We start from the raw sequence: 19094 nt of genomic DNA on the forward strand, positions 1-19094 counted from the left end.
GTCGGGATTTGGCACGAAAGTCACGGATGCGACATCGCCCCGCCGGATCACATCCCGGCGGCGAGGGCCGTTGCAATGCCAAAGAAAAAGCACGCGCTGGCCACGGCGACGAAGAGGTGCCAGATTGCATTGGCAAAGCGCAGGCTTTCCCAAGCGTAGAACACCACACCGCCCGTATAAAGTAGCCCGCCCGCCAGAAGAAGCCCGAGGCTTTGGCCCGGCAGCACCGCGTAGAGCGGGATGAACAGTGCCACACCGATCCAGCCAAGCGCCACATAGGGCAGCCAGCCGGTGGTCATCTGACCGGGTTTCGCCCGGATCTTGGTCACCGCGCCGAAGAGCGCCAGCACCCAGACCAGCGCCAGGATGACATAGCCGAAGGCGGTCCCCAACAGCACGCTGAGCGGGGTGAAGGTGCCCGCGATCTTGACGTAGATCGCCGCATGATCAAGGCGGCGCAGGATCGGTCGCGCGGCGGTATGGGCATAGAGGTGATAGGCCGCCGAGGCCATCAGCATCAGCAGGAGCGTGCCCGAATAGACAATCGTCGAGGCCAGCGTCACCCCGTCCATCCGCAGCGCCCACATCGCGAACAGCAATGAGACCCCGGTGATCGCGGTGATGACCCCCGCGACATGAACCGCGCCATCGGCGACGCGCTCGGCCTTTGAATAATCGGGATAGGACATGTCGATCATGCCTCCATAATGAGCCCCAAACCTTAACACTTCAAGAATGCCCGGGAATTTCGTCAATCATAGGGTGACGTCGGGGCAATTGCGGCGCTCGCGTGCCAGATGCCGCGCATAGAGGCGCGGGGCGAGGATGCGCTCATAAACCAGATGAGCCGCCTGCCGCAGCCCCGGCAGCGCCACGACCCGGGCAATCCAGCGATAACGCGGCAGGGCCCACCAGAGCGCGATGAACGCATCGACGCCTGACAGAACCTGCCCCGCCTTGCGCACATGCAGGCGGCGTGCGGCCTCGTCCGCGCCGACCCCCCAATCCGCCAGATCGCGGCTGTTGAGGTCGTGGAACGTCACCGGCAGGTGGCGAGCGCGGGCATAGCCTGCGTAGTGATCTATCTCCGCCCGGCAGACCGGGCAACGCGCATTGTAGAGAACTTCGGTGAGCGGTGGCATGGACCCTCCCTTTCTCAGCGACGATCTAGGGCCCGGTGGTCATCTGGCCAGCGGCCGGGGGCACCACGGCATCGCAGGCGGGCGTTGCGTCACATTTCCGAGTTTTAACAAACTTTCGCTGGCAAATCGTCATGAGCCTTTGCTAAGGCTCTTGAGGCCGGGGGGCATCACATCGGGAGCGTGCGGAATGACGCGTGTTTTTGCCATTGCCCTTGGGCTTTGCATCGGGCTGGTCACTGCGGCGCACGCCGAAGGCCGCTACAAGATCGGCTACGGCCTGATCCTCACCAATGACCTGATCGGCGACACCAAGGATCGCTGGCGCACCGGGTCGGTCGCGTCGAGCCGGGTCTGGGCCGATGGCTGGGAGGGTCAGGCACCAACCGGCTTCGGCGATCTGCTGGAGTTCCGCTTCAACGCCGAGATCATATCGCCCGAAAGCATCGGCACGCCCGCGCCGAATGACCGGCCATTCGTCGGCGCGCTCAGTTTCGGGCTGCACACCCACTTCGAACGAGCGCAGCTGGAATATGCGCTGGGCGGTGATCTTGTCATCACTGGCTCGCAGACCGGGCTGGGGGATTTTCAGGATTTCCTGCATGGTGTGGTCGGCGCGACAGAGCGTGGGCCTGCCACCCGACAAAACCAGATCGGCAACAAGTTCCGCCCCTCGGGCGTGTTCGAGATGGGGCGCGAGTTCACCCTCGGCGCAGTGCGCATCCGTCCCTTCGCCGAGGCGCGCCTCGGCATCGAGGATCTGGTGCGCGCCGGGGCGGATATAACTATCGGCTCGCTCACCCGCGATGAGCTGATGATCCGAGAGCCGGTGACCGGTCATCGCTACCGCGTGGTGCGGCAGGACCGGCCCGGCACGGCCTTTATCCTGGGCGGTGACATCGCCTATGTCGATGACAGCGAGTTTCTGCCCGCCCGCAGCGGCGTGACCATCACCGAAGACCGCACCCGCCTGCGCGGCGGCGTGCATTGGGAGGGGGCCAAGGGCGGCTCTCTCTTCTACGGCGTGACATGGCTGAGCGAGGAATTCGATCAGCAACCCGAAAGCCAGGTCGTCGGTTCTGTGCAGTTCAGGTTGCGCTTCTGATAAAAATTCCCCTGGGGGGTTTTCAGGGTGATTCGCCTTTGCTACGCTGCCGATAATAAAAAAAGACAAGAGGCAGGCAGTCAGAGATATGGGAACGGGCTATAAAGGCACGTTCGTCATCTCCTGGTCGCAAACAGATCTGGATGGAGTGTCGGGCGCATCTGTGCGGTCGCTATCGGTAGGGCAGACGTGGCTCTGGCGCGGCGATGTGGTGCGCGTGGACGGACCAAACGAGCTTTTGCGCCTGGACGTGGCGGAGGGAGACGCCGTGAACCGCAAACGTGCGGCACGGATGGTGCGGCGCCTGGTGGGGGCCGCGATAAGCAACACACGCGATCTGGGCGCGGTCGACGTGCCCGAGCCGATCATGGACACCGGCTTTGTCGTCACCGACGGCTTGCGCAGCTACACCGTCACGATTATCGAGGTGGCGGGCGATGCGCCGCCGCTCCTGATGTTCCTTGACGAGATCCCACCGCGAGACACCGAAATGTGGGTCGTGCATCACTCGCTTGAGGGGATGCGCGGGGCCTCGACCGGCCCGGCGAGCGGCGGGGTGATCTGTTTCACCCCCGGCACAAGGATCGAGACACCCGAGGGCCCGCGCCTGGTGGAAGAACTGCGCGAGGGCGACCGGGTGCAGACCCGCGACAGTGGCGCGCAGGATATCCAGTGGATCGGCAGTCGCCGGATGACCGGGGCGCGGCTCTTTGCGATGCCCAAGCTGCGACCGATCCGTCTCGGCCCCGGTGCAATCGGGATCGACCGTCCCGATGCCGCGCTGCTGGTCAGCCCCGAGCATCGCCTGCTGGTGCGCGGCGATGTGGCGCGCGCGCTCTTCAACACGCCCGAGGTGTTGGTGATGGCGCGCGATCTGGTCAATAACGACACGGTATCGGTCGATCTGGCCTCACGCGAGGTGACCTATATCCACCTGCTCCTGCCCAGCCATCAGATCATCTGGGCCAATGGCGTGGAGACCGAAAGCTTTCACCCCGCCAGCACGGCGCTCTCGACGCTGAGCGATGACGACCGGACACGCCTGCTGGAGATCAACCCGAACCTCGAATACGAGCCGCATGTCTATGGCGGCTATGCCCGGCGGTGCTTGAACGGGTCCGAGGCCGCGATCCTTGCGCATGAGGCGGCGTGACGCGGCAGGCGGGGCGGGTGGTCAAACACCACCACCGCGCCCGCAGGGGAATTTACCGTTCCGCGCGCACCGGTGAGCGTTGTTCGCCCAGCCCCGAGATGCGCAGCACCATTTCGTCACCCTCCTTGAGAAAGCGCTGCGGTGTGTGACCCATACCCACGCCCGGCGGGGTGCCGGTGGCGATGACATCGCCCGGTTCCAGCACCATCAATTCGCTGAGATAGGACACGATCCGCGCCACCGAAAAGATCATCCGCCCGGTATTGCCGCTCTGCATCCGCTCGCCGTTCACGTCGACCGACAGATCGAGCGCCTGCACGTCGCCCGCGGTATCCGGCGTCACCAGCCACGGTCCCATCGGCGCGAAGGTGTCGCAACTCTTGCCCTTGGTCCATTGCCCCGAGCGTTCCAGTTGTAACTCGCGCTCCGACACATCGTTGACGATGGTATAGCCCGCCACATGGCGCAGCGCCTGTGCCTCGGTCACGTATTTCGCGCGGCGACCGATGACGATGCCCAACTCCACCTCCCAGTCGCCCTTTTGCGACCCGCGCGGCAGGATCACCGGATCGTGCGGCCCGTTGATCGCCGAGGTCGCCTTGAGGAAGACCACCGGGTCCTCGGGCGGCCCCACGCCAAGTTCGGCGGCATGATCGGTATAGTTCAGACCGATGCACACCAGCTTGCCGACCTGCCCGACCGGCGGCCCGATGCGCGGGCTGCCCGGCACCAGCGGCAGGCTTTGGGGATTGATCCGGGGCAGGTCGCGCAGGACATCCCCCGCCAGATCGGGCACCACGCCGCTGAGGTCGCGCAACTGTCCCTCAGCGTCCAGAACGGCAGGCCGTTCCTGACCGGCCTCGCCATATCTCACGAACCGCATAGTTTGCCCCCTGTTTCGAAATGACCTGATGCGCAGCATAGACCGCGCGCGGCGCTTCGCAAGGGGCTGGTCACGGGCCGCGCGGGGCCTATCATCGGCGCATGGTTCTGCATGTCACCCCAGAGGGGCTTTATTGTCCCGCCGGCGATTTTCACATCGACCCGTGGCGCCCTGTCGCGCGGGCGCTGATCACCCACGGCCATGCCGATCACGCCCGCGACGGGCACGGGGCCTATCTCGCAACTGATTTGGCCGCCCCGGTGATGCGCCATCGGCTGGGGGATATCGCGCTCGACACCATCCGCTACGGCGAGGCGCGGCAGATCGGTGATGCGCGCGTCTCGTTTCACCCCGCAGGCCACGTCCCCGGCTCGGCGCAGATCCGCGTCGAGGTGGCGGGCGAGGTCTGGGTCGTCTCGGGCGACTACAAGCTGGAGGCCGATCCGCTCTCGACCCCGTTCGAGCCAGTGCGCTGTCATCAGTTCGTGACCGAATGCACCTTCGGCCTCCCGGTCTTCGACTGGCCCGACCCCGAGGATGTGGCGGGTGAGATCAACGCCTGGTGGGCCGCGAACGCCGCCGAAGGGCGATTCTCGCTGCTCGGGGCCTATGCGCTCGGCAAGGCGCAGCGCGTGCTCGGCATGCTCGACCCCGGCATCGGCCCGATCCTGACCCATGGCGCGATCGAGGCCACCAACGCGGTGATGCGCGGTCAGGGGCTCTCCCTGCCCGAGACCCACCACGTCACCCCCGAGACCGATCTGCGCGGGATGCGCGGCGCTCTGGTCATCGCCCCTCCAGGTGCGCTTGCAGGGCCATGGGCACGGCGCTTTCGCCCGGCCTCAACCGGCTATGCCAGCGGCTGGATGCGGCTGCGCGGCGTGCGCCGCAGGCGCGCGGCGGATCGCGGCTTTGTCCTGTCGGATCACGCCGACTGGGCGGGCCTCAACCGCGCCATTGCCGAGACCGGGGCCGAGACCGTCCACGTCACCCACGGCTATACCGAAATCTTCGCCCGCTGGCTGACCGAGCAGGGCTATGATGCCCGCGTGCTGCGCACCGAGTTCACCGGCGAGACGCTGGATGACGGGGCCGAGACATGAAGGACTTTGCCGCGCTCTTCGCCACGCTCGACCAGACCACGCGCACCAACACCAAGGTCGCCGCGCTGGCCGAGTATTTCCGCACCGCCCCCGAATCCGACCGTCTCTGGACCATCGCGCTCTTCTCGGGCCGCCGCCCGAAACGCGCCATCACCACCACCCGGCTGCGCGAATGGGCCGCCGAGCGCGCGGGCATCCCGCTTTGGCTGTTCGAGGAAAGCTACCCCATCGTCGGCGATCTGGCCGAGACCATCGCGCTGGTGCTGCCACCGCCCTCCACCACCCACGACGCCAGCCTCGCGGACTGGATCGACCATCTGCGCGCCTTGAAAGACGCCGAAGACGCCACCCGCAAGGAACAGGTGCTGGGGGCATGGGAGGGGCTGACCCCGCTGGAACGGCTGGTCTTCAACAAGCTTCTGACTGGCGGCTTTCGCATCGGCATCAGCCGCAAGCTGATGACCCGCGCACTGGCGCAAGCCCTTGAACGCGACGAGGCCGAAATCGCCCACCGCCTGATGGGCGACTGGACCCCCGACAGCACCACATGGGCCGCCCTGATCGAGAGCCACGACCCCACCGACACCCTCTCGCGCCCCTATCCCTTCTGCCTTGCCTATGGGCTGGAGGACGGTCCCGAGAGCCTTGGGCCGCCCGCCGACTGGCTGGCGGAATGGAAATGGGACGGCATTCGCGGGCAGGTGATCGCACGCGGCGGGCAGATCTTCATCTGGTCACGAGGCGAGGAGTTGATGACCGACCGTTTCCCGGATCTCGCACCCCTGCGCGACCTCCTGCCCGACGGCACTGTGATCGACGGCGAATTGCTGGCCCATGACGGCGACGCCCCGCTGCCCTTCGCCGCGCTGCAAAAACGGATCACCCGCAAGACCGTGCCCAGGAAACTGCTGACCGAGGCCCCGGTGATCCTGATGGCCTATGACCTCTTGGAACAGGGCGGCCGCGACCTGCGCGACACCCCCTTCGCCGAAAGGCGTGACCGGCTCGACCAACTGATCGCAGACCTGCCCGACACCGCCCCCCTGCGCCCCTCACCGGCAATCCCCTTCACCACGTGGGACGATCTGGAAACCACCCGCACAACCGCCCGCACCCACCGCGCCGAGGGGCTGATGCTCAAGCGTCGCAGCGGCCCCTATCACGCGGGCCGCAAAAAGGGCGACTGGTGGAAATGGAAACTCGATCCGCTGACCCTCGACGCGGTGATGATCTACGCCCAAGCGGGCCACGGGCGCCGCGCCAACCTGTTCACCGATTTTACCTTCGCGGTCTGGGACGGCGATACGCTCGTGCCCTTCACCAAGGCCTATTCCGGCCTCACCGATGCCGAGTTCCGCCAGATCACCGCCTGGGTGCGCCGCAACACGACCGAGCGGTTCGGCCCCGTCCGCCAGGTGCACCCCGAACACGTGTTCGAGATCGCCTTCGAAGGCATCCAGGCCAGCCCGCGCCACAAATCCGGCGTGGCGCTGCGCTTTCCGCGCATGGCCCGCTGGCGGCAGGACAAACCGACCCATGAGGCCAACACCCTCGCCGACCTGCGCGCCATGCTGGCGCAATACGGCTAGCTCAGGAACACCCGCCGTCCAGCAGCACCCGATTGCCCCGAATGCCGGTCACGCTGACCGTGCAGTCCTCCACCGAATGGCTCTCGCCGACGCGCAGGCTCTGCGTGTCAAGCCCGTTGATCGCCAGCCGCGCCGCGTCGCCCAGAATGCCCGAGACGAAGACCCGCAACTGCCCGTCGCCCAAGCTCGCCATCTCGCCCGGGCCATAGGCCGCGCCATCCCCGGCAGGCATGTCGCAATCCGAACTGATCCGCACGCCGTCTGCGCCGACCTCGCTCAGCGCCAGCCGACAGGCCCCGGCATCATGGCGCACGGTGATCGCCTCGCCCGGCGACAGTTGCGCCGCCGCGCCATTCACCGACAACAGCGCCGTGCCAGCTTCGGCGTCCACACGCTGAACAAAGGCGCGCACCGCGCCATCGGCCAGCACGAAGGTCTCACCGACCCTGCGCGCCTCGGCCCTCATCGAGAGCCCCGGGGGTGTGGCGACAGGCGGCGCGCTCACCGCCCCGGTCGCTGCCTCGGGTTGCCGGGCGGCGGCAGGCTGCGCGCCCAATGCGCCGCGCACTGCTTCGGCCTGCGCCTCCGCAGTCTGGGAAATCTGGCTGCCAATATCCTCGGCCACCGCGTCGATCCGCGCCTCCAGTCCTGCAATCCGTTCACCAAGATCACCCGCCACCTGCGTGCCCAGACCGGCCACAGCCTCGGCATTGCCCGACACGCTCGCTTCCAGCGCGGCCAGCCGCTCACTCACCCCCGACAGCGCCGCATCGTCGCCCTGCACCGCCGCCGACAGATCCTCCATCGCGCGGCCCATACTGCTGCCGACCTTGCTCTCGATCGTCGACAGCGACAGCAATGAGCCCACCAAAAGCCCGGCAATCCCGCCACCGACACCGGTCACAACCGGGTTCTTCAAAATCTCTGACATGTTCAAATCCTCCCCTTAGAGGGTTAAGGATAAGGGGATTCGCAAAATCCGGAACAGTTTTTTCGACCGAACCGGGCTGCGTGCATATACTTCGCCCATCCTGCGCGCTACCTCTGCGCAGAACCGATACAAGGAGCGCCCCATGACCGACACCGTCCTCCGCGATGCCAATGCCCCCTCCGGCGACAAGAACCTCGGCGATCTGCCGGAATGGGATCTGAGCGATCTCTATGCCGGCGAGGACGCGCCTGAACTGCAACGCGATCTCGACTGGCTGCAAACCGCCTGCGCCGAGTTTGCTGCCGATTACGAGGGCAAGCTTGACTCGCTGGATGCTGCCGGACTGCTCGAATGTCTGCACCGCGACGAGGCGATCAGCCGCACGGCGGGGCGGATCATGTCCTTTGCCGGGCTGCGCTATTACCAGCTGACCACTGATGGCGGGCGCGCGAAATTCCTCTCCGACTGTCAGGAAAAGGTGACCAATTACACCACACCTTTGGTGTTCTTCTCGCTGGAACTGAACCGGCTCGACGAGGGCGCGCTCAAGGCGATGTATGCCGAGAACGCCGATCTCGCGCGCTACGCCCCCGTCATCCGCCGCATCCGGGCAATGAAACCGCATCAGCTGTCGGATGAGCTGGAAAAATTCCTGCACGATCTGGGCGTCGTGGGCGACGCCTGGGAGCGGCTCTTTGACGAGACCATTGCCGGGCTCACCTTCACCCTGGACGGCGAGGAGATGGGCATCGAAGGCACGCTCAACCTGCTGACCGAGCAGGACCGCGATCAGCGCGAAGCCGCCGCGCGCGAACTGGCGCGGGTCTTTGGCGAAAATATCCGCACATTTTCCCGCGTCCATAACACCGCCGCCAAGGAAAAAGAGGTGATCGACCGCTGGCGCAAGATGCCCACCCCGCAGACCGGGCGTCACCTCAGCAACGATGTCGAGGCGGAAGTGGTCGAGGCGCTGCGCGACGCGGTCGTCGCGGCCTATCCCAAGCTCTCGCACCGCTATTACGAGTTGAAGCGCAAATGGCTCGGCCTCGACCGGATGCAGGTCTGGGACCGCAACGCACCGCTGCCGATGGAGGAGACCCGCATCGTCGGCTGGGAAGATGCCCGCGAGACGGTGATGAACGCCTATGGCGCGTTCGACCCGCGCATGGCCGATCTGGCGCAGCCGTTCTTTGAGAAGGGCTGGATCGACGCGGGCGTGAAGCAGGGCAAGGCACCGGGGGCGTTTGCGCATCCCACGGTGACGGATGTGCATCCTTACGTGATGCTCAACTACCTGGGCAAACCGCGCGACGTGATGACGCTGGCGCATGAATTGGGCCACGGTGTGCATCAGGTGCTGGCGGCCGAACAGGGCGAGTTGTTGTCCTCAACGCCGCTGACGCTGGCGGAAACCGCTAGCGTCTTCGGCGAGATGCTGACCTTCCGCCGGATGCTCGACGGTGCCAAGGACCAAGCCGAGCGCAAGGTTCTGCTGGCGGGCAAGGTCGAGGACATGATCAACACCGTCGTCCGTCAGATCGCGTTCTACGATTTCGAATGCAAGCTGCACGCCGCGCGCCGCGAGGGCGAGTTGACGCCTGACGACATCAACGCGCTGTGGATGAGCGTGCAGGCCGAGAGCCTTGGGCCGGCATTCGACTTCATGGAGGGCTACGAGACCTTTTGGGCCTATATCCCGCATTTCGTGCATTCGCCGTTTTACGTCTATGCCTATGCCTTCGGTGACGGGCTGGTGAACGCGCTTTATGCCGTTTACGAAGAGAACCCGGAGGGCTTTCAGGAGAAGTATTTCGAAATGCTCAAGGCGGGCGGCTCAAAGCACCACAAGGACCTGCTCGCGCCCTTCGGTCTCGATGCGAGCGATCCGGCGTTCTGGGACAAGGGGCTCAGCATCATCTCCGACATGATCGACGAGTTGGAGGCGATGGAGGAGTGAGCGACCTGCCACAGCCCGACCGGGCGCGGCGGAATTTTCAAAAAATTCCGCCCCGATTTCTTTTGAAGAAATCGTTGCCTGCACGTCCCGTCGCCGCAGCGGCTTTCGACGTCCATACCGACGCAATACCGACGTGATACCGACGCGATACAGCCGGGTCTCACTTCAACTGACTGTCCTTCGATCCGCGCCGGTTGATGCCGCTGCGGGGCTGATTCTGCGCTTGCAGATCGGACGCGCAGTCGATGCAGAGTTTCACACCGGGAATGGCTGAGCGGCGCGCCTCGGGAATCGGTTCTTCGCAATCAGCACAATGGGTTAGGCTCTCGCCCTTGGGTTGCGCCCGAGTCTTGAGCCGCGCCAACTCGTCTGAAATCGAGGCTTCGATCTGTTCGCTCACCGCGCCATCGCGCGCCCATCCACCGGCCATCGGGGTCTCCTTCTCGACGCGGCTCAGTCTATGCCCCCAAGCCCACAGCCGTCAAACCTCGACTCAGGGTTCCACATGTTTCGCGGCTGGCAAGGCAAGCGACATGTCGCGCACAAAGGCGGCCCCGACCCCGCCCGCCTGCGAGATAATGCCGTTTAGCATGCGGATCGCGGCGGGCGAGGTGACGGGTACGAAGTGGTTATATCCCTCGCCATCGGCCAAATCCGAGAAATCCACAACCTGCACATCGCCGCGCTGCACCTGGCCTGCATCGTCGATCACGCCGAGGCGTGGCTTGCGCCCGGTGATAAAGCCCGAGAGCGTAAGCGCGCGATCCGCCTTGGTGATGAAGATCATGAACGGTTGCGGCAAGGTTCCGATGGTGTCGGCCTGCCGGTCGAACAGGTCAGGGTCGATATCGGGCGACATCAGCACCACGCCGCTGATCCTGTCAAGCAGATGACGGTCGCCGCGCAGGGCGATCTGGCGCAGCGCCTCCATCGTCAGCTGCGAGCCCATTGAGTGCGCGAGGATAAATACCTTCTCATTCGGGCGCGCGGTCAGGTCACGCAGCAGCCTTTCGAGATCGTCTCGGGCGTAGAGCACGCTGTCACGGTCATAGATATAGCCACGCGGATCCCCCGCAGAAGGCCACGCGAACAACAGCCCCGGCATCGGCACGTTGAAATCCGCCCTGATCTGCGCCAGTCGGTACATCGCCTCCGAGAGCGTGTTGTTGTAGCCATGCACGAAGAGCAGCGTCTCGCGCCCTGTCGTGCGCGCGCGCATGTCGCGGATGAGCGCGTGTGGCCCGTCGTGCACCTGCGTCCCGGTGACCACGAAATCGGTGGCTGCGTCGGGCACCCCCTCGGGCCATTCGATGCGGCCCGTCTCATGGGTCGGTGGGATCGAGATATCGGCGCGGAAATAGTTCATGGTCTCGGGCCGTTCCAGCCCGAAAATCGGCCCGGTCCGGTCGAGTTCACGGCCCGTCGCCACGAAAATCGGCTGAATGTCGGCTGCCGGGTGCGGCGCAGCCCGCTCTGCAGTGACACGCGGCGCGCAGGCGGCCAGCAATGTCAGGACGATAACTGCCAGCCCGAAACGGGCCGACCGATCAGCAGTGGTCGTTACAGTCCCGCGTTTTGCCATCATCACCCACCCTCACCTGAGCGCGAGAGATAGGCGATGTCGGCTTCCGCGCCAAGGGGTCAGGCCGAGGTCAGCATACCTTTTTCCTGTGCCAGATCGCGCATCCGCTTTTGCAGCTTCTCAAAGGCGCGGACCTCGATCTGACGAATGCGCTCACGGCTCACGTCATATTGCGCGCTGAGGTCTTCCAGCGTGATGGTCTCCTCATTCAGACGGCGCTGTGTGAGAATATCGCGCTCGCGCTCGTTGAGAACGTCCATCGCGAGGCCCAGCAATTCGCGCCGCGCCTTGAGTTCGTCCTGCTCTTCATAGGCCCCGGCCTGATCGGCATCCTCATCCTCGAGCCAGTCCTGCCATTGCATCGTGCCTTCGCCCTCGGTGCCGACGGTGGCGTTGAGCGATGCGTCGGACCCGGCCATGCGCCGGTTCATCGAGATCACCTCGTCCTCGGTCACGCCGAGGTCGGTGGCGATCTTCTTGACAGTCTCGGGGCGCAGATCGCCATCCTCAAGCGCGCCGATGCGGGCCTTGGCCTTGCGCAGGTTGAAAAACAGCTTCTTCTGCGCCGAAGTGGTGCCAAGTTTCACAAGGCTCCACGAGCGCAGGATATATTCCTGAATGCTCGCCCGGATCCACCACATCGCATAGGTCGCGAGGCGAAAGCCGCGCTCGGGGTCGAACCGCTTGACCGCCTGCATAAGGCCGACATTGGCCTCCGAGATCACCTCGGCCTGCGGCAGCCCATAGCCGCGATAGCCCATGGCGATCTTGGCCGCGAGACGCAGGTGGCTGGTGACCATGCGATGCGCGGCTTCGGTGTCCTGTTCCTCGACCCACCGCTTGGCGAGCATGTATTCCTCTTCCGGCTCGTGCAGCGGAAACTTGCGGATCTCCTGCATGTAGCGATTCAATCCGCCTTCCGGTGTCGGCGCTGGCAGATTCGCGAAATTGCCCATGCCGTTGTCCCTCCTGATGTTTAGGTCGTTAACATTGACCTAGGACCGCCACCGCATCCTTTCAAGATGCGATGGCTCATATATGTTAACGATCAACTATGTGGTTTCCGTCGCGGTTCCGCCAATATGTCAGAATTTCACGTGATCTTGCGTATCTGTCACGCCTCGCCTCTCAGCTCTGCGAGCAGTGACGCCATATCAGGCGGCAGCTGCGATTCGAACCGCAGGGCCACGCCGCTCACCGGGTGGACAAAGCCCAGGACGGCGGCATGCAGCGCCTGCCGGGAAAACCCGCTTGCGGCCTCGATGGCCCGGGGCGAGAGCGCCTTTTGCGACAGCTTGCGCCGTCCGCCATAGACCGGATCACCAATGAGCCCGTGCCCGACATGCGCCAGATGCACCCTTATCTGATGGGTGCGTCCGGTTTCCAAACGACATTCCAGCAGCGCCGCCGCCGGGGGATGGCCGAACCGCTCCAGCACCCGCGCGCGCGTGACCGCGTGGCGGCCTCCCTCAAACGTCACCGCCTGCCGCTGCCGATCGGTCTTGTGCCGCGCGAGGCTCGTGGTGACCCGCAGCACATTCCCCGCCTCGAAGGACGCGCCCCGCACGCCCCTCAGGCGTGGATCGCTGGCCTCGGGCACGCCATGGACCACCGCAAGATAGGCACGCTCGGCGCTATGCGCCTCGAACTGCGCGGCCAGCCCCTGATGCGCGGCGTCGGACTTGGCCACCACCAGCAAACCGCTGGTGTCCTTGTCGATCCGGTGCACGATCCCGGGCCGCCGCGCGCCGCCCACGCCAGAGAGCGTGTCGCCGCAATGATGCAGGAGCGCGTTGACCAGCGTGCCTTCCGGGCTGCCGGGGGCGGGATGCACGACCATGCCGGCGGGCTTGTCGATCACGATCAGGTCGTCATCCTCATGCACCACGACAAGCGCGATCTCCTCGGCCCCGATATGGCTCTCTCGCGCGTCTGGTACGTCGATCTCGATCAGGTCGCCCGCCGCCACCCGTGCCTTGGCCTCGGAGATCACCGCACCGTTGACCCGCACCGCGCCCTCTGCGAGCAACCGCGTCAGACGAGTGCGCGACAGCGCCGCCGCCTCTGGCACATCTCGCGAAAGCGCCTTATCAAGGCGGGACGGCGGATCGTCCCCGATCCGGAATGAAAGCGGGTCTTGCCCCATGGATGATAGCCCCCCGCCGGTCAGCCCGGCGACATTGAAATTTCTCGCGCGGCTGGTCACGGTGCTGACCGCCACGATGATTGTCGGCGTTGTAGTCATCGTCGCACTGCTTGTCATCCGCTTCTCGGGCGAGGAGCGCACACAGCCCCTCACCCTGCCCGACAGCATAACCCTGCCAGAAGGCGCGCGGACTGAGGCGGTCACCTTTGGCGGTGACTGGATCGCGGTGGTTACGGGGGATGGGCGCATCCTGATATATGATCGCACCACCGGCGAAATACGGCAGAGCATTGCGATAGAGTAGGATGACGTTCATGACCCGCACGCATTGGCTTGTCCTGCTCTCCGGTATCTGGGCCGCGCTCTATGCGACATCGGTTCTCGTGCCCTATTTCACGGCCCCGACCGATTTCGGCTTCACCCGCGGGATGAATCGATTGACGGCTTTCGTGCAATACCAGTTGGGGGCCGGGGTTGTGGGGGTCTTCATCTGGGCCATGGGACAGCGACTGCACCACCGCTGGCAGCGCTGGCTGGCGCGTGTGCCGGGGCTTCTGGCGATCGGACTAGTGGTTCTCGTGCTTGTTGCGATCACGGTCGCTAACCTGTTCGAAGGTCGCGCCGAACCAGCGACCTCACCCCAAGAACCGACTGTCACGCAGTAGCATGTGAAGCGCGATCCACATTGCGGGAGGATGGTACCGCCTCCCTGGCTTGAACAGGGGACCTCTGGATCCACAATCCAGCGCTCTAACCAACTGAGCTAAGGCGGCACTGGGGGGCGATTTAACTTTACCTCCGTCCGAATGCAAGCCTAATGAAAGGCGATTTCCCAGCTTTGTTCGACCAGATCGCGGCCAAAGGAGTGCACCGGGCGGGACGAGACAAGATGCCAGCCGTTGCGCGCATACAGCGCGCAGGCGGCGCGGTGGCTTTCATGGGTCCAGAGTTGCATGCCGCAATAGCCACGGTTGCGGGCATATGTCATGCAGGTCTCCAGCAGACGCTGGCCCAGCCCATGACCGCGCGCCTCGGGCTCCAGAAGAAAGAGCCGCAGCTTGGCGGTATGCTGATCGAGCCGCACGCAGAAAATCGAGCCGAGCCGTGCGCCCTCGGCCACGGCGATCCAACCCGCCTCGCAGGTGGGATCGTGACCTGTCACAAAGCCGTCGAGGATGCTCTCCACCAGCGGTGCGAATGTATTGTCGAACCCCTCGTCGCGGGCATAAAGCGTGCCGTGACGCTCCACCAGCCAGGCGGCGTCCTCCGGGTGGAACGGGCGGATCACGGGCGTCTCCATACCACACAGCAAAGCGCCATGAGGCTTGCCAAGCAAGAGGGAAACGCGTAGCAGACCGCCCAGATCAAGGAGGCCGGAATGGGCATCAACTCGGAAACCGACATCACCGCCAATCTCCAGATCGGGCCGACCGATCAGGGCATGGTGCGCCTCTATGTCGAGGCGCAGGGCCTTGAAATTCCCATGGATTTCACCCCCGAAGAGGCCGAGGAGATCGCCCAGGAAATCCAGGCCGCCGCCCGGGCCGCGGCGGGGCGTAAGTCATGACTGCGGGTCGCGCAACCAGTGCAGGCGACGCGCGGCATCGCGAGCGAATTTGCGGATAACGGCAGCGCGGCGCGCGGCGGGCAGTTTGTCCTCCTCGCCCATGCGGAGGATCTCGGCACCGTAGCCATCGGCGATGATGAGGCCGCTCCCGGACGGCAGCAAGTCGGTCGGAAACTCCGCGTCCACCGCCCAGAAATACCGATCGCACCACTCCAGATAGCCCTGCCATTTCGCATCCGTCTGAAAATCGGCGCGGCTCGACTTGCACTCGATCACCCAGATCTCGCCCTTGGGGCCAAGCGCCATGATATCCACCCGCTTGCCGCGCTCTGGTGAGAATTCCTCAACCGGAACAAAGTCATAGCTTAGCAGGTGGCGACAGACACCCCGCGCCAGAATCTGGCCGGGTTGCAGAGGGCGGGGGCTTAGCGGGTCCATGTCCACATCTTGAACAAAACACGAACGCACGCAACCCCTTGTCGCGGCCCCGACAAAGCATTACTTCAGATGCGTGACGGGTGCTGCCCTTCTCGTGAACGGTTGCATTCCGGTGGCCTTAAGCAATTCCGAGGGAGCTGGCTCTGTCCGGGCCTTGGTCCGGTTACCCGGCGCCCACCTGTACACACAGGTCCTCGGGAATGAGAGAACCAAACGGCTGCGTGCGGGCCCGTCACACCTTCTCCGCCTGTGTTTTGCGATATGTAACTCACGCCCCGAACGTGACGCATGAAAAAGGCCCCCGCAGGGGCCTTTGCCGGATGGCTGTTCGGGCGCGCGGTCTACCGCTTGTTCTGCCAGAAGGCGCGGGCATCCCCCTCATCGGCGCGCGCCGGGATGGTCGCGTATTCGCGGTGCATCACATGCTGCCGATGGCCGCCAGGCGGCCCGTCGTCATCGTCATCCTTGAGCCGCATCACGGCGATGGCGAATTGCACCCCGGCAAAAACGATGCCGTTGGCGAACCACAGGATTACCACGGCCAGAAGCCCTTTGTCGGAATGCGTCACCAGATGCCAGAGATTGCCGATATTGAACCACAGCAGCATCCCCACGAATGCCGCGGCGATACCAAAGCCGATTGCAACTTGGGTAATGTATAGGCGGATAAGCTTGGGCATTGCGAACCTCCGTTGCGTTGAGTGTGAGCGTAATGCCTTAAGAAAGAATTACAAGCGTCCGGTCAAAGTTGTGATGCCGTCCGCGACATCCCGCCGCCGTAGGTCAGCGGCAATACGGGCCGCCCCGGTGCTTGGCGGTGTCGAAATGGAAGTGATCACGGTGGAACCGGTCCGACTCGGGACCCAGCACAGTCCCGAATGGCCCGCAGGCCTGACGGTGCACCCGGCGCAGCACGCGCCCCTTTGACGCTCGTCCCCAATCGTCGAGCACCGAAATTTCAGATCCGTCGCGCAGTTGCAGGGCGGCGATGTCGATCGCCTTGCCCTTGCCATGCTCGGAAATCAGCGCACCGGCCTGGCTGTTCCGGGTGCGACAGGCGTAATGCGCGACCACCCGCAACCCGCTGAGTCCGCCGCCCATGCGCCCCACTTCGGGCTTTGCACTGCGGTCCACCCATTGCCCGAGTGTGCGCGCCGTCGGGCATGTCAGCGTCGCGGGTTGGCTGAGGCGGACACCATGCACCGATTCGAGCCGCACCGCGCGCTCTATGCCGCAGCCGGTGATCCGGCCGGGCACGTGGCCCGAGACCGTGCCCACCAGACCCGGATCGCCACACAGCCCGCCACCGCGTGCCACCGCGTCATCGCCGCGCCCGCAGCCGGTCGCCAACAGGCTGAGGCCCAGTGCGGCGAGGATCGCGGCGCGCCTCATGCTTTCTTCACCCGACCAAAATCCGGCGCGTCGGTGTCCTGCCCAGCCTCGATGATACCGCGCCGTATCGCGCGGGTGCGGGTGAAATAGGCGTGCAGATGATCGCCGTCGCCGGTTCGGATGGCGCGTTGCAGCGCGAAAAGCTCTTCAGTAAAGCGCCCCAGAACCTCCAAGGTCGCCTCCTTGTTGTTGAGGAACACGTCGCGCCACATGGTTGGGTCCGAGGCCGCGATGCGGGTGAAATCGCGAAATCCGGCGGCGGAATACTTGATCACCTCGCTATCGGTGATGCGGCGCAGATCGTCGGCCACGCCGACCATCGTGTAGGCGATGAGATGCGGCGCATGGCTTGTCACGGCGAGCACCAGATCGTGATGATCGGCATCCATCTCGTCGGTATGGCTGCCAAGCGCCTGCCAGAACGTCTCCAGCCGCTCGACGGCGGCACGATCGCTGCCCGCCTGCGGCACGATCAGGCACCAGCGGTTGTCAAAAAGCTCGGCAAAGCCCGAGCGCGGCCCGGAATGCTCGGTCCCGGCCAACGGATGAGCGGGCACGAAATGCACGCCCTCGGGCAGATGCGGCGCGACCGCCTCGATTACCGCCTTCTTTACCGAGCCCACATCGCTGACGGTGGCCCCAGGCTTCAGCACCGGGCCGATTTCGGCCGCGACGTCGCCCATGGCACCGACCGGCACGCAGAGCACCACCAGATCGGCCCCTGTCGCGGCCTCGGCGGCGCTGTCGCAGACCCTGTCGCACAGGCCGATCTCACGCGCTATGGCACGGGTCTCGGGGCTGCGGGCATATCCCGTCACCTCGCGCGCGACACCGGCGCGCTGGATCGCATGCCACATCGACGAGGCAATGAGCCCCAGCCCGATCAGGGCCACGCGGTCATAGATCACGCTCATCGGGCGCCGCCTTTGAACTGCCCCACGGCATGCGCCACGCGGCGGCAGGCGGATTCCTCGCCCACCGTGATCCGCAACCCTTGGGGAAACCCATAGCCGCCCACCCGGCGCACGATGATCCCATCGGCGCGCAACGCGGCATCACAGGCCGCCGCCTCGTCCTCTGACGCGAACCGTGCCAGCACGAAATTGGCATGGCTCTCGTCCACCGCCACGCCGCTCTCGCGCAGCGCCTCGGTCAGCCATGCGCGATTGCGCATCGTGTCAGTGACCACGCGTGTCAGCCACTCTCGATCCCGCACCGCCGCCTCGGCGGTAGCGAGTTGAGTGGGCGAAAGGTTGAAGGGCTGGCGAATACGGTTCAGCACCTCGATCATCGCGGTTTGCGCATAGCCCCAGCCGATCCGCAGCCCGCCCAGTCCATAGGCCTTGGAAAAGGTGCGCGTCATGATGACGTTGTCGCGCGCCTCGACCAGCGCCACACCGCCGTCATAGCCTGCGGCAAACTCGGTATAGGCACCGTCCAGCACCAGAATGGCCCCCTCGGGCAGACCATCGGCCAACCGAGCCAATTCCGTTTCGGGCAGCATGGTGCCCGTGGGATTGCCGGGATTGGCGATAAAGACGATGCGCGTCCGCGCAGTGCAAGCCGCCAAAATGGCGTCCACATCGACCACGCGTTCCCGCTCGGCCACACGGACCGGCGTCGCCCCCACCGCATGGGCGAGGATCGGATACATGGCAAAGCCATGCTCGGTATGGATCACCTCGTCGCCCGGCCCGGCATAGGCCTGCGCAACGAATTGCAACACCTCATCCGAGCCCACGCCACAGATCACCCGCTCGGGGTCGAGCCCATGCACCTCGGCAATCGCCGCGCGCAAGTCGGCATGGTCGGTGCCAGGATAGCGGTGCAGCGTCGCGACAGAGCGGGCAAAGGCCGTCTTGGCCTTGTCCGACGGGCCAAAAGGGCTCTCATTGGCCGAGAGTTTCAAAATCTCGGTTTTGCCCGCGATCACGGCCTCGCCACTCTTGTAGAGCGCAATATCCATGATGCCCGGCTGTGGCGTGATCTTGGTCATGTCATCCCTCGTGTCTCGCAGGTGGTTCTAGCTTTGACATCCCGCCTTGACCAGCATCAAAAGAAAAAGGCCGCGGCGGTTCCCCGTCGCGGCCTCTTCGCATCTGGTCAGAA

22 protein-coding genes and 1 tRNA gene are annotated in these 19094 nt (G+C 64.9%); 8 read left to right on the plus strand and 15 right to left on the minus strand.

Annotated elements, in window-relative coordinates:
• Window positions 1-47 precede the first annotated feature (47 nt).
• Both trhA and RID11_RS16785 read right to left on the minus strand, forming a co-directional pair.
• The gene (gene trhA / locus RID11_RS16780; RefSeq protein ID WP_350141175.1) at window positions 48-698 is read right to left on the minus strand and encodes a PAQR family membrane homeostasis protein TrhA; all 651 of its coding nucleotides are present in this window, start codon (window positions 696-698) and stop codon (window positions 48-50) included.
• 57 nt (window positions 699-755) lie between these two features.
• Window positions 756-1142 (minus strand): thiol-disulfide oxidoreductase DCC family protein, encoded by a 387-nt coding sequence (locus tag RID11_RS16785; RefSeq protein ID WP_350141177.1) that lies wholly within the window; start codon window positions 1140-1142, stop codon window positions 756-758.
• Window positions 1143-1329: 187 nt separating this feature from the next.
• Here RID11_RS16785 and RID11_RS16790 point away from each other — a divergent pair, with 187 nt between their 5' ends.
• Window positions 1330-2244 carry a lipid A-modifier LpxR family protein gene (locus tag RID11_RS16790; protein WP_350141179.1) on the plus strand — a complete coding sequence of 305 codons (915 nt, stop codon included), beginning with the start codon at window positions 1330-1332 and terminating at the stop codon, window positions 2242-2244.
• Between the two features lie 88 nt (window positions 2245-2332).
• A complete protein-coding gene (locus RID11_RS16795) occupies window positions 2333-3397 on the plus strand; it encodes a Hint domain-containing protein (RefSeq protein ID WP_350141181.1) in 1065 nt (354 codons plus the stop codon).
• A 52-nt stretch (window positions 3398-3449) separates the two neighbouring features.
• On the opposite strand, the gene RID11_RS16800 is transcribed toward RID11_RS16795, so the two are convergent.
• The gene (locus tag RID11_RS16800) at window positions 3450-4280 is read right to left on the minus strand and encodes a fumarylacetoacetate hydrolase family protein (RefSeq protein ID WP_350141183.1); all 831 of its coding nucleotides are present in this window, start codon (window positions 4278-4280) and stop codon (window positions 3450-3452) included.
• A 101-nt stretch (window positions 4281-4381) separates the two neighbouring features.
• Between RID11_RS16800 and RID11_RS16805 the strand changes: the two genes are divergently transcribed.
• A complete protein-coding gene (locus tag RID11_RS16805) occupies window positions 4382-5383 on the plus strand; it encodes a ligase-associated DNA damage response exonuclease (RefSeq protein WP_350141184.1) in 1002 nt (333 codons plus the stop codon).
• Window positions 5380-6972: an ATP-dependent DNA ligase gene (locus tag RID11_RS16810; protein WP_350141186.1), complete on the plus strand. Its 1593-nt coding sequence runs from the start codon at window positions 5380-5382 to the stop codon at window positions 6970-6972. Before RID11_RS16805 ends, RID11_RS16810 begins: the two co-directional genes overlap by 4 nt.
• A 1-nt stretch (window position 6973) precedes the next feature.
• On the opposite strand, the gene RID11_RS16815 is transcribed toward RID11_RS16810, so the two are convergent.
• Window positions 6974-7903 (minus strand): hypothetical protein, encoded by a 930-nt coding sequence (locus RID11_RS16815; protein ID WP_350141187.1) that lies wholly within the window; start codon window positions 7901-7903, stop codon window positions 6974-6976.
• A gap of 142 nt (window positions 7904-8045) precedes the next feature.
• Between RID11_RS16815 and RID11_RS16820 the strand changes: the two genes are divergently transcribed.
• Window positions 8046-9860 (plus strand): M3 family oligoendopeptidase, encoded by a 1815-nt coding sequence (locus RID11_RS16820; RefSeq protein ID WP_350141188.1) that lies wholly within the window; start codon window positions 8046-8048, stop codon window positions 9858-9860.
• A 160-nt stretch (window positions 9861-10020) separates the two neighbouring features.
• On the opposite strand, the gene RID11_RS16825 is transcribed toward RID11_RS16820, so the two are convergent.
• The 4 genes from RID11_RS16825 to RID11_RS16840 form a co-directional block, all read right to left on the minus strand.
• Complete coding sequence (locus tag RID11_RS16825; protein WP_350141190.1) at window positions 10021-10290, minus strand: DksA/TraR family C4-type zinc finger protein; 270 nt, start codon at window positions 10288-10290, stop codon at window positions 10021-10023.
• A 63-nt stretch (window positions 10291-10353) separates the two neighbouring features.
• Window positions 10354-11442: an alpha/beta hydrolase gene (locus RID11_RS16830; RefSeq protein WP_350141192.1), complete on the minus strand. Its 1089-nt coding sequence runs from the start codon at window positions 11440-11442 to the stop codon at window positions 10354-10356.
• A 59-nt stretch (window positions 11443-11501) separates the two neighbouring features.
• Window positions 11502-12398 carry an RNA polymerase sigma factor RpoH gene (gene rpoH / locus RID11_RS16835; RefSeq protein WP_350141193.1) on the minus strand — a complete coding sequence of 299 codons (897 nt, stop codon included), beginning with the start codon at window positions 12396-12398 and terminating at the stop codon, window positions 11502-11504.
• Window positions 12399-12556: 158 nt separating this feature from the next.
• Window positions 12557-13588 (minus strand): RluA family pseudouridine synthase, encoded by a 1032-nt coding sequence (locus RID11_RS16840; protein ID WP_350141195.1) that lies wholly within the window; start codon window positions 13586-13588, stop codon window positions 12557-12559.
• Here RID11_RS16840 and RID11_RS16845 point away from each other — a divergent pair.
• Window positions 13587-13892, plus strand: coding sequence for a DUF6476 family protein (locus RID11_RS16845; RefSeq protein WP_350141197.1), 306 nt, complete (start codon window positions 13587-13589; stop codon window positions 13890-13892). The genes RID11_RS16840 and RID11_RS16845 overlap by 2 nt on opposite strands.
• A gap of 10 nt (window positions 13893-13902) precedes the next feature.
• Window positions 13903-14253 (plus strand): hypothetical protein, encoded by a 351-nt coding sequence (locus RID11_RS16850; protein WP_350141199.1) that lies wholly within the window; start codon window positions 13903-13905, stop codon window positions 14251-14253.
• Between the two features lie 31 nt (window positions 14254-14284).
• Here the strand turns inward: RID11_RS16850 and RID11_RS16855 are convergent.
• Window positions 14285-14361 (minus strand) — tRNA-His (locus RID11_RS16855).
• Window positions 14362-14402: 41 nt separating this feature from the next.
• Window positions 14403-14888: a GNAT family N-acetyltransferase gene (locus tag RID11_RS16860; protein ID WP_350141201.1), complete on the minus strand. Its 486-nt coding sequence runs from the start codon at window positions 14886-14888 to the stop codon at window positions 14403-14405.
• A gap of 78 nt (window positions 14889-14966) precedes the next feature.
• On the opposite strand from RID11_RS16860, the gene RID11_RS16865 reads away from it, so the two are divergent.
• Window positions 14967-15155 carry a DUF6324 family protein gene (locus tag RID11_RS16865; protein ID WP_350141203.1) on the plus strand — a complete coding sequence of 63 codons (189 nt, stop codon included), beginning with the start codon at window positions 14967-14969 and terminating at the stop codon, window positions 15153-15155.
• Here the strand turns inward: RID11_RS16865 and RID11_RS16870 are convergent.
• From RID11_RS16870 to hisC, 5 genes are all read right to left on the minus strand, one after another.
• A complete protein-coding gene (locus RID11_RS16870; protein ID WP_350141205.1) occupies window positions 15150-15593 on the minus strand; it encodes an MmcB family DNA repair protein in 444 nt (147 codons plus the stop codon). The two genes, RID11_RS16865 and RID11_RS16870, sit on opposite strands and share 6 nt — an antisense overlap.
• 341 nt (window positions 15594-15934) lie before the next feature.
• Window positions 15935-16273, minus strand: coding sequence for a hypothetical protein (locus RID11_RS16875; protein WP_350141207.1), 339 nt, complete (start codon window positions 16271-16273; stop codon window positions 15935-15937).
• Window positions 16274-16376: 103 nt separating this feature from the next.
• Window positions 16377-16985 carry an extensin-like domain-containing protein gene (locus RID11_RS16880; protein ID WP_350141209.1) on the minus strand — a complete coding sequence of 203 codons (609 nt, stop codon included), beginning with the start codon at window positions 16983-16985 and terminating at the stop codon, window positions 16377-16379.
• Complete coding sequence (locus RID11_RS16885; RefSeq protein WP_350141211.1) at window positions 16982-17899, minus strand: prephenate/arogenate dehydrogenase family protein; 918 nt, start codon at window positions 17897-17899, stop codon at window positions 16982-16984. Before RID11_RS16885 ends, RID11_RS16880 begins: the two co-directional genes overlap by 4 nt.
• Complete coding sequence (hisC, locus tag RID11_RS16890; RefSeq protein WP_350141212.1) at window positions 17896-18981, minus strand: histidinol-phosphate transaminase; 1086 nt, start codon at window positions 18979-18981, stop codon at window positions 17896-17898. Before hisC ends, RID11_RS16885 begins: the two co-directional genes overlap by 4 nt.
• Window positions 18982-19094 lie beyond the last annotated feature (113 nt).

It is taken from the genome of Roseovarius sp. (assembly GCF_040219995.1).
Taxonomy (GTDB): domain Bacteria; phylum Pseudomonadota; class Alphaproteobacteria; order Rhodobacterales; family Rhodobacteraceae; genus Roseovarius.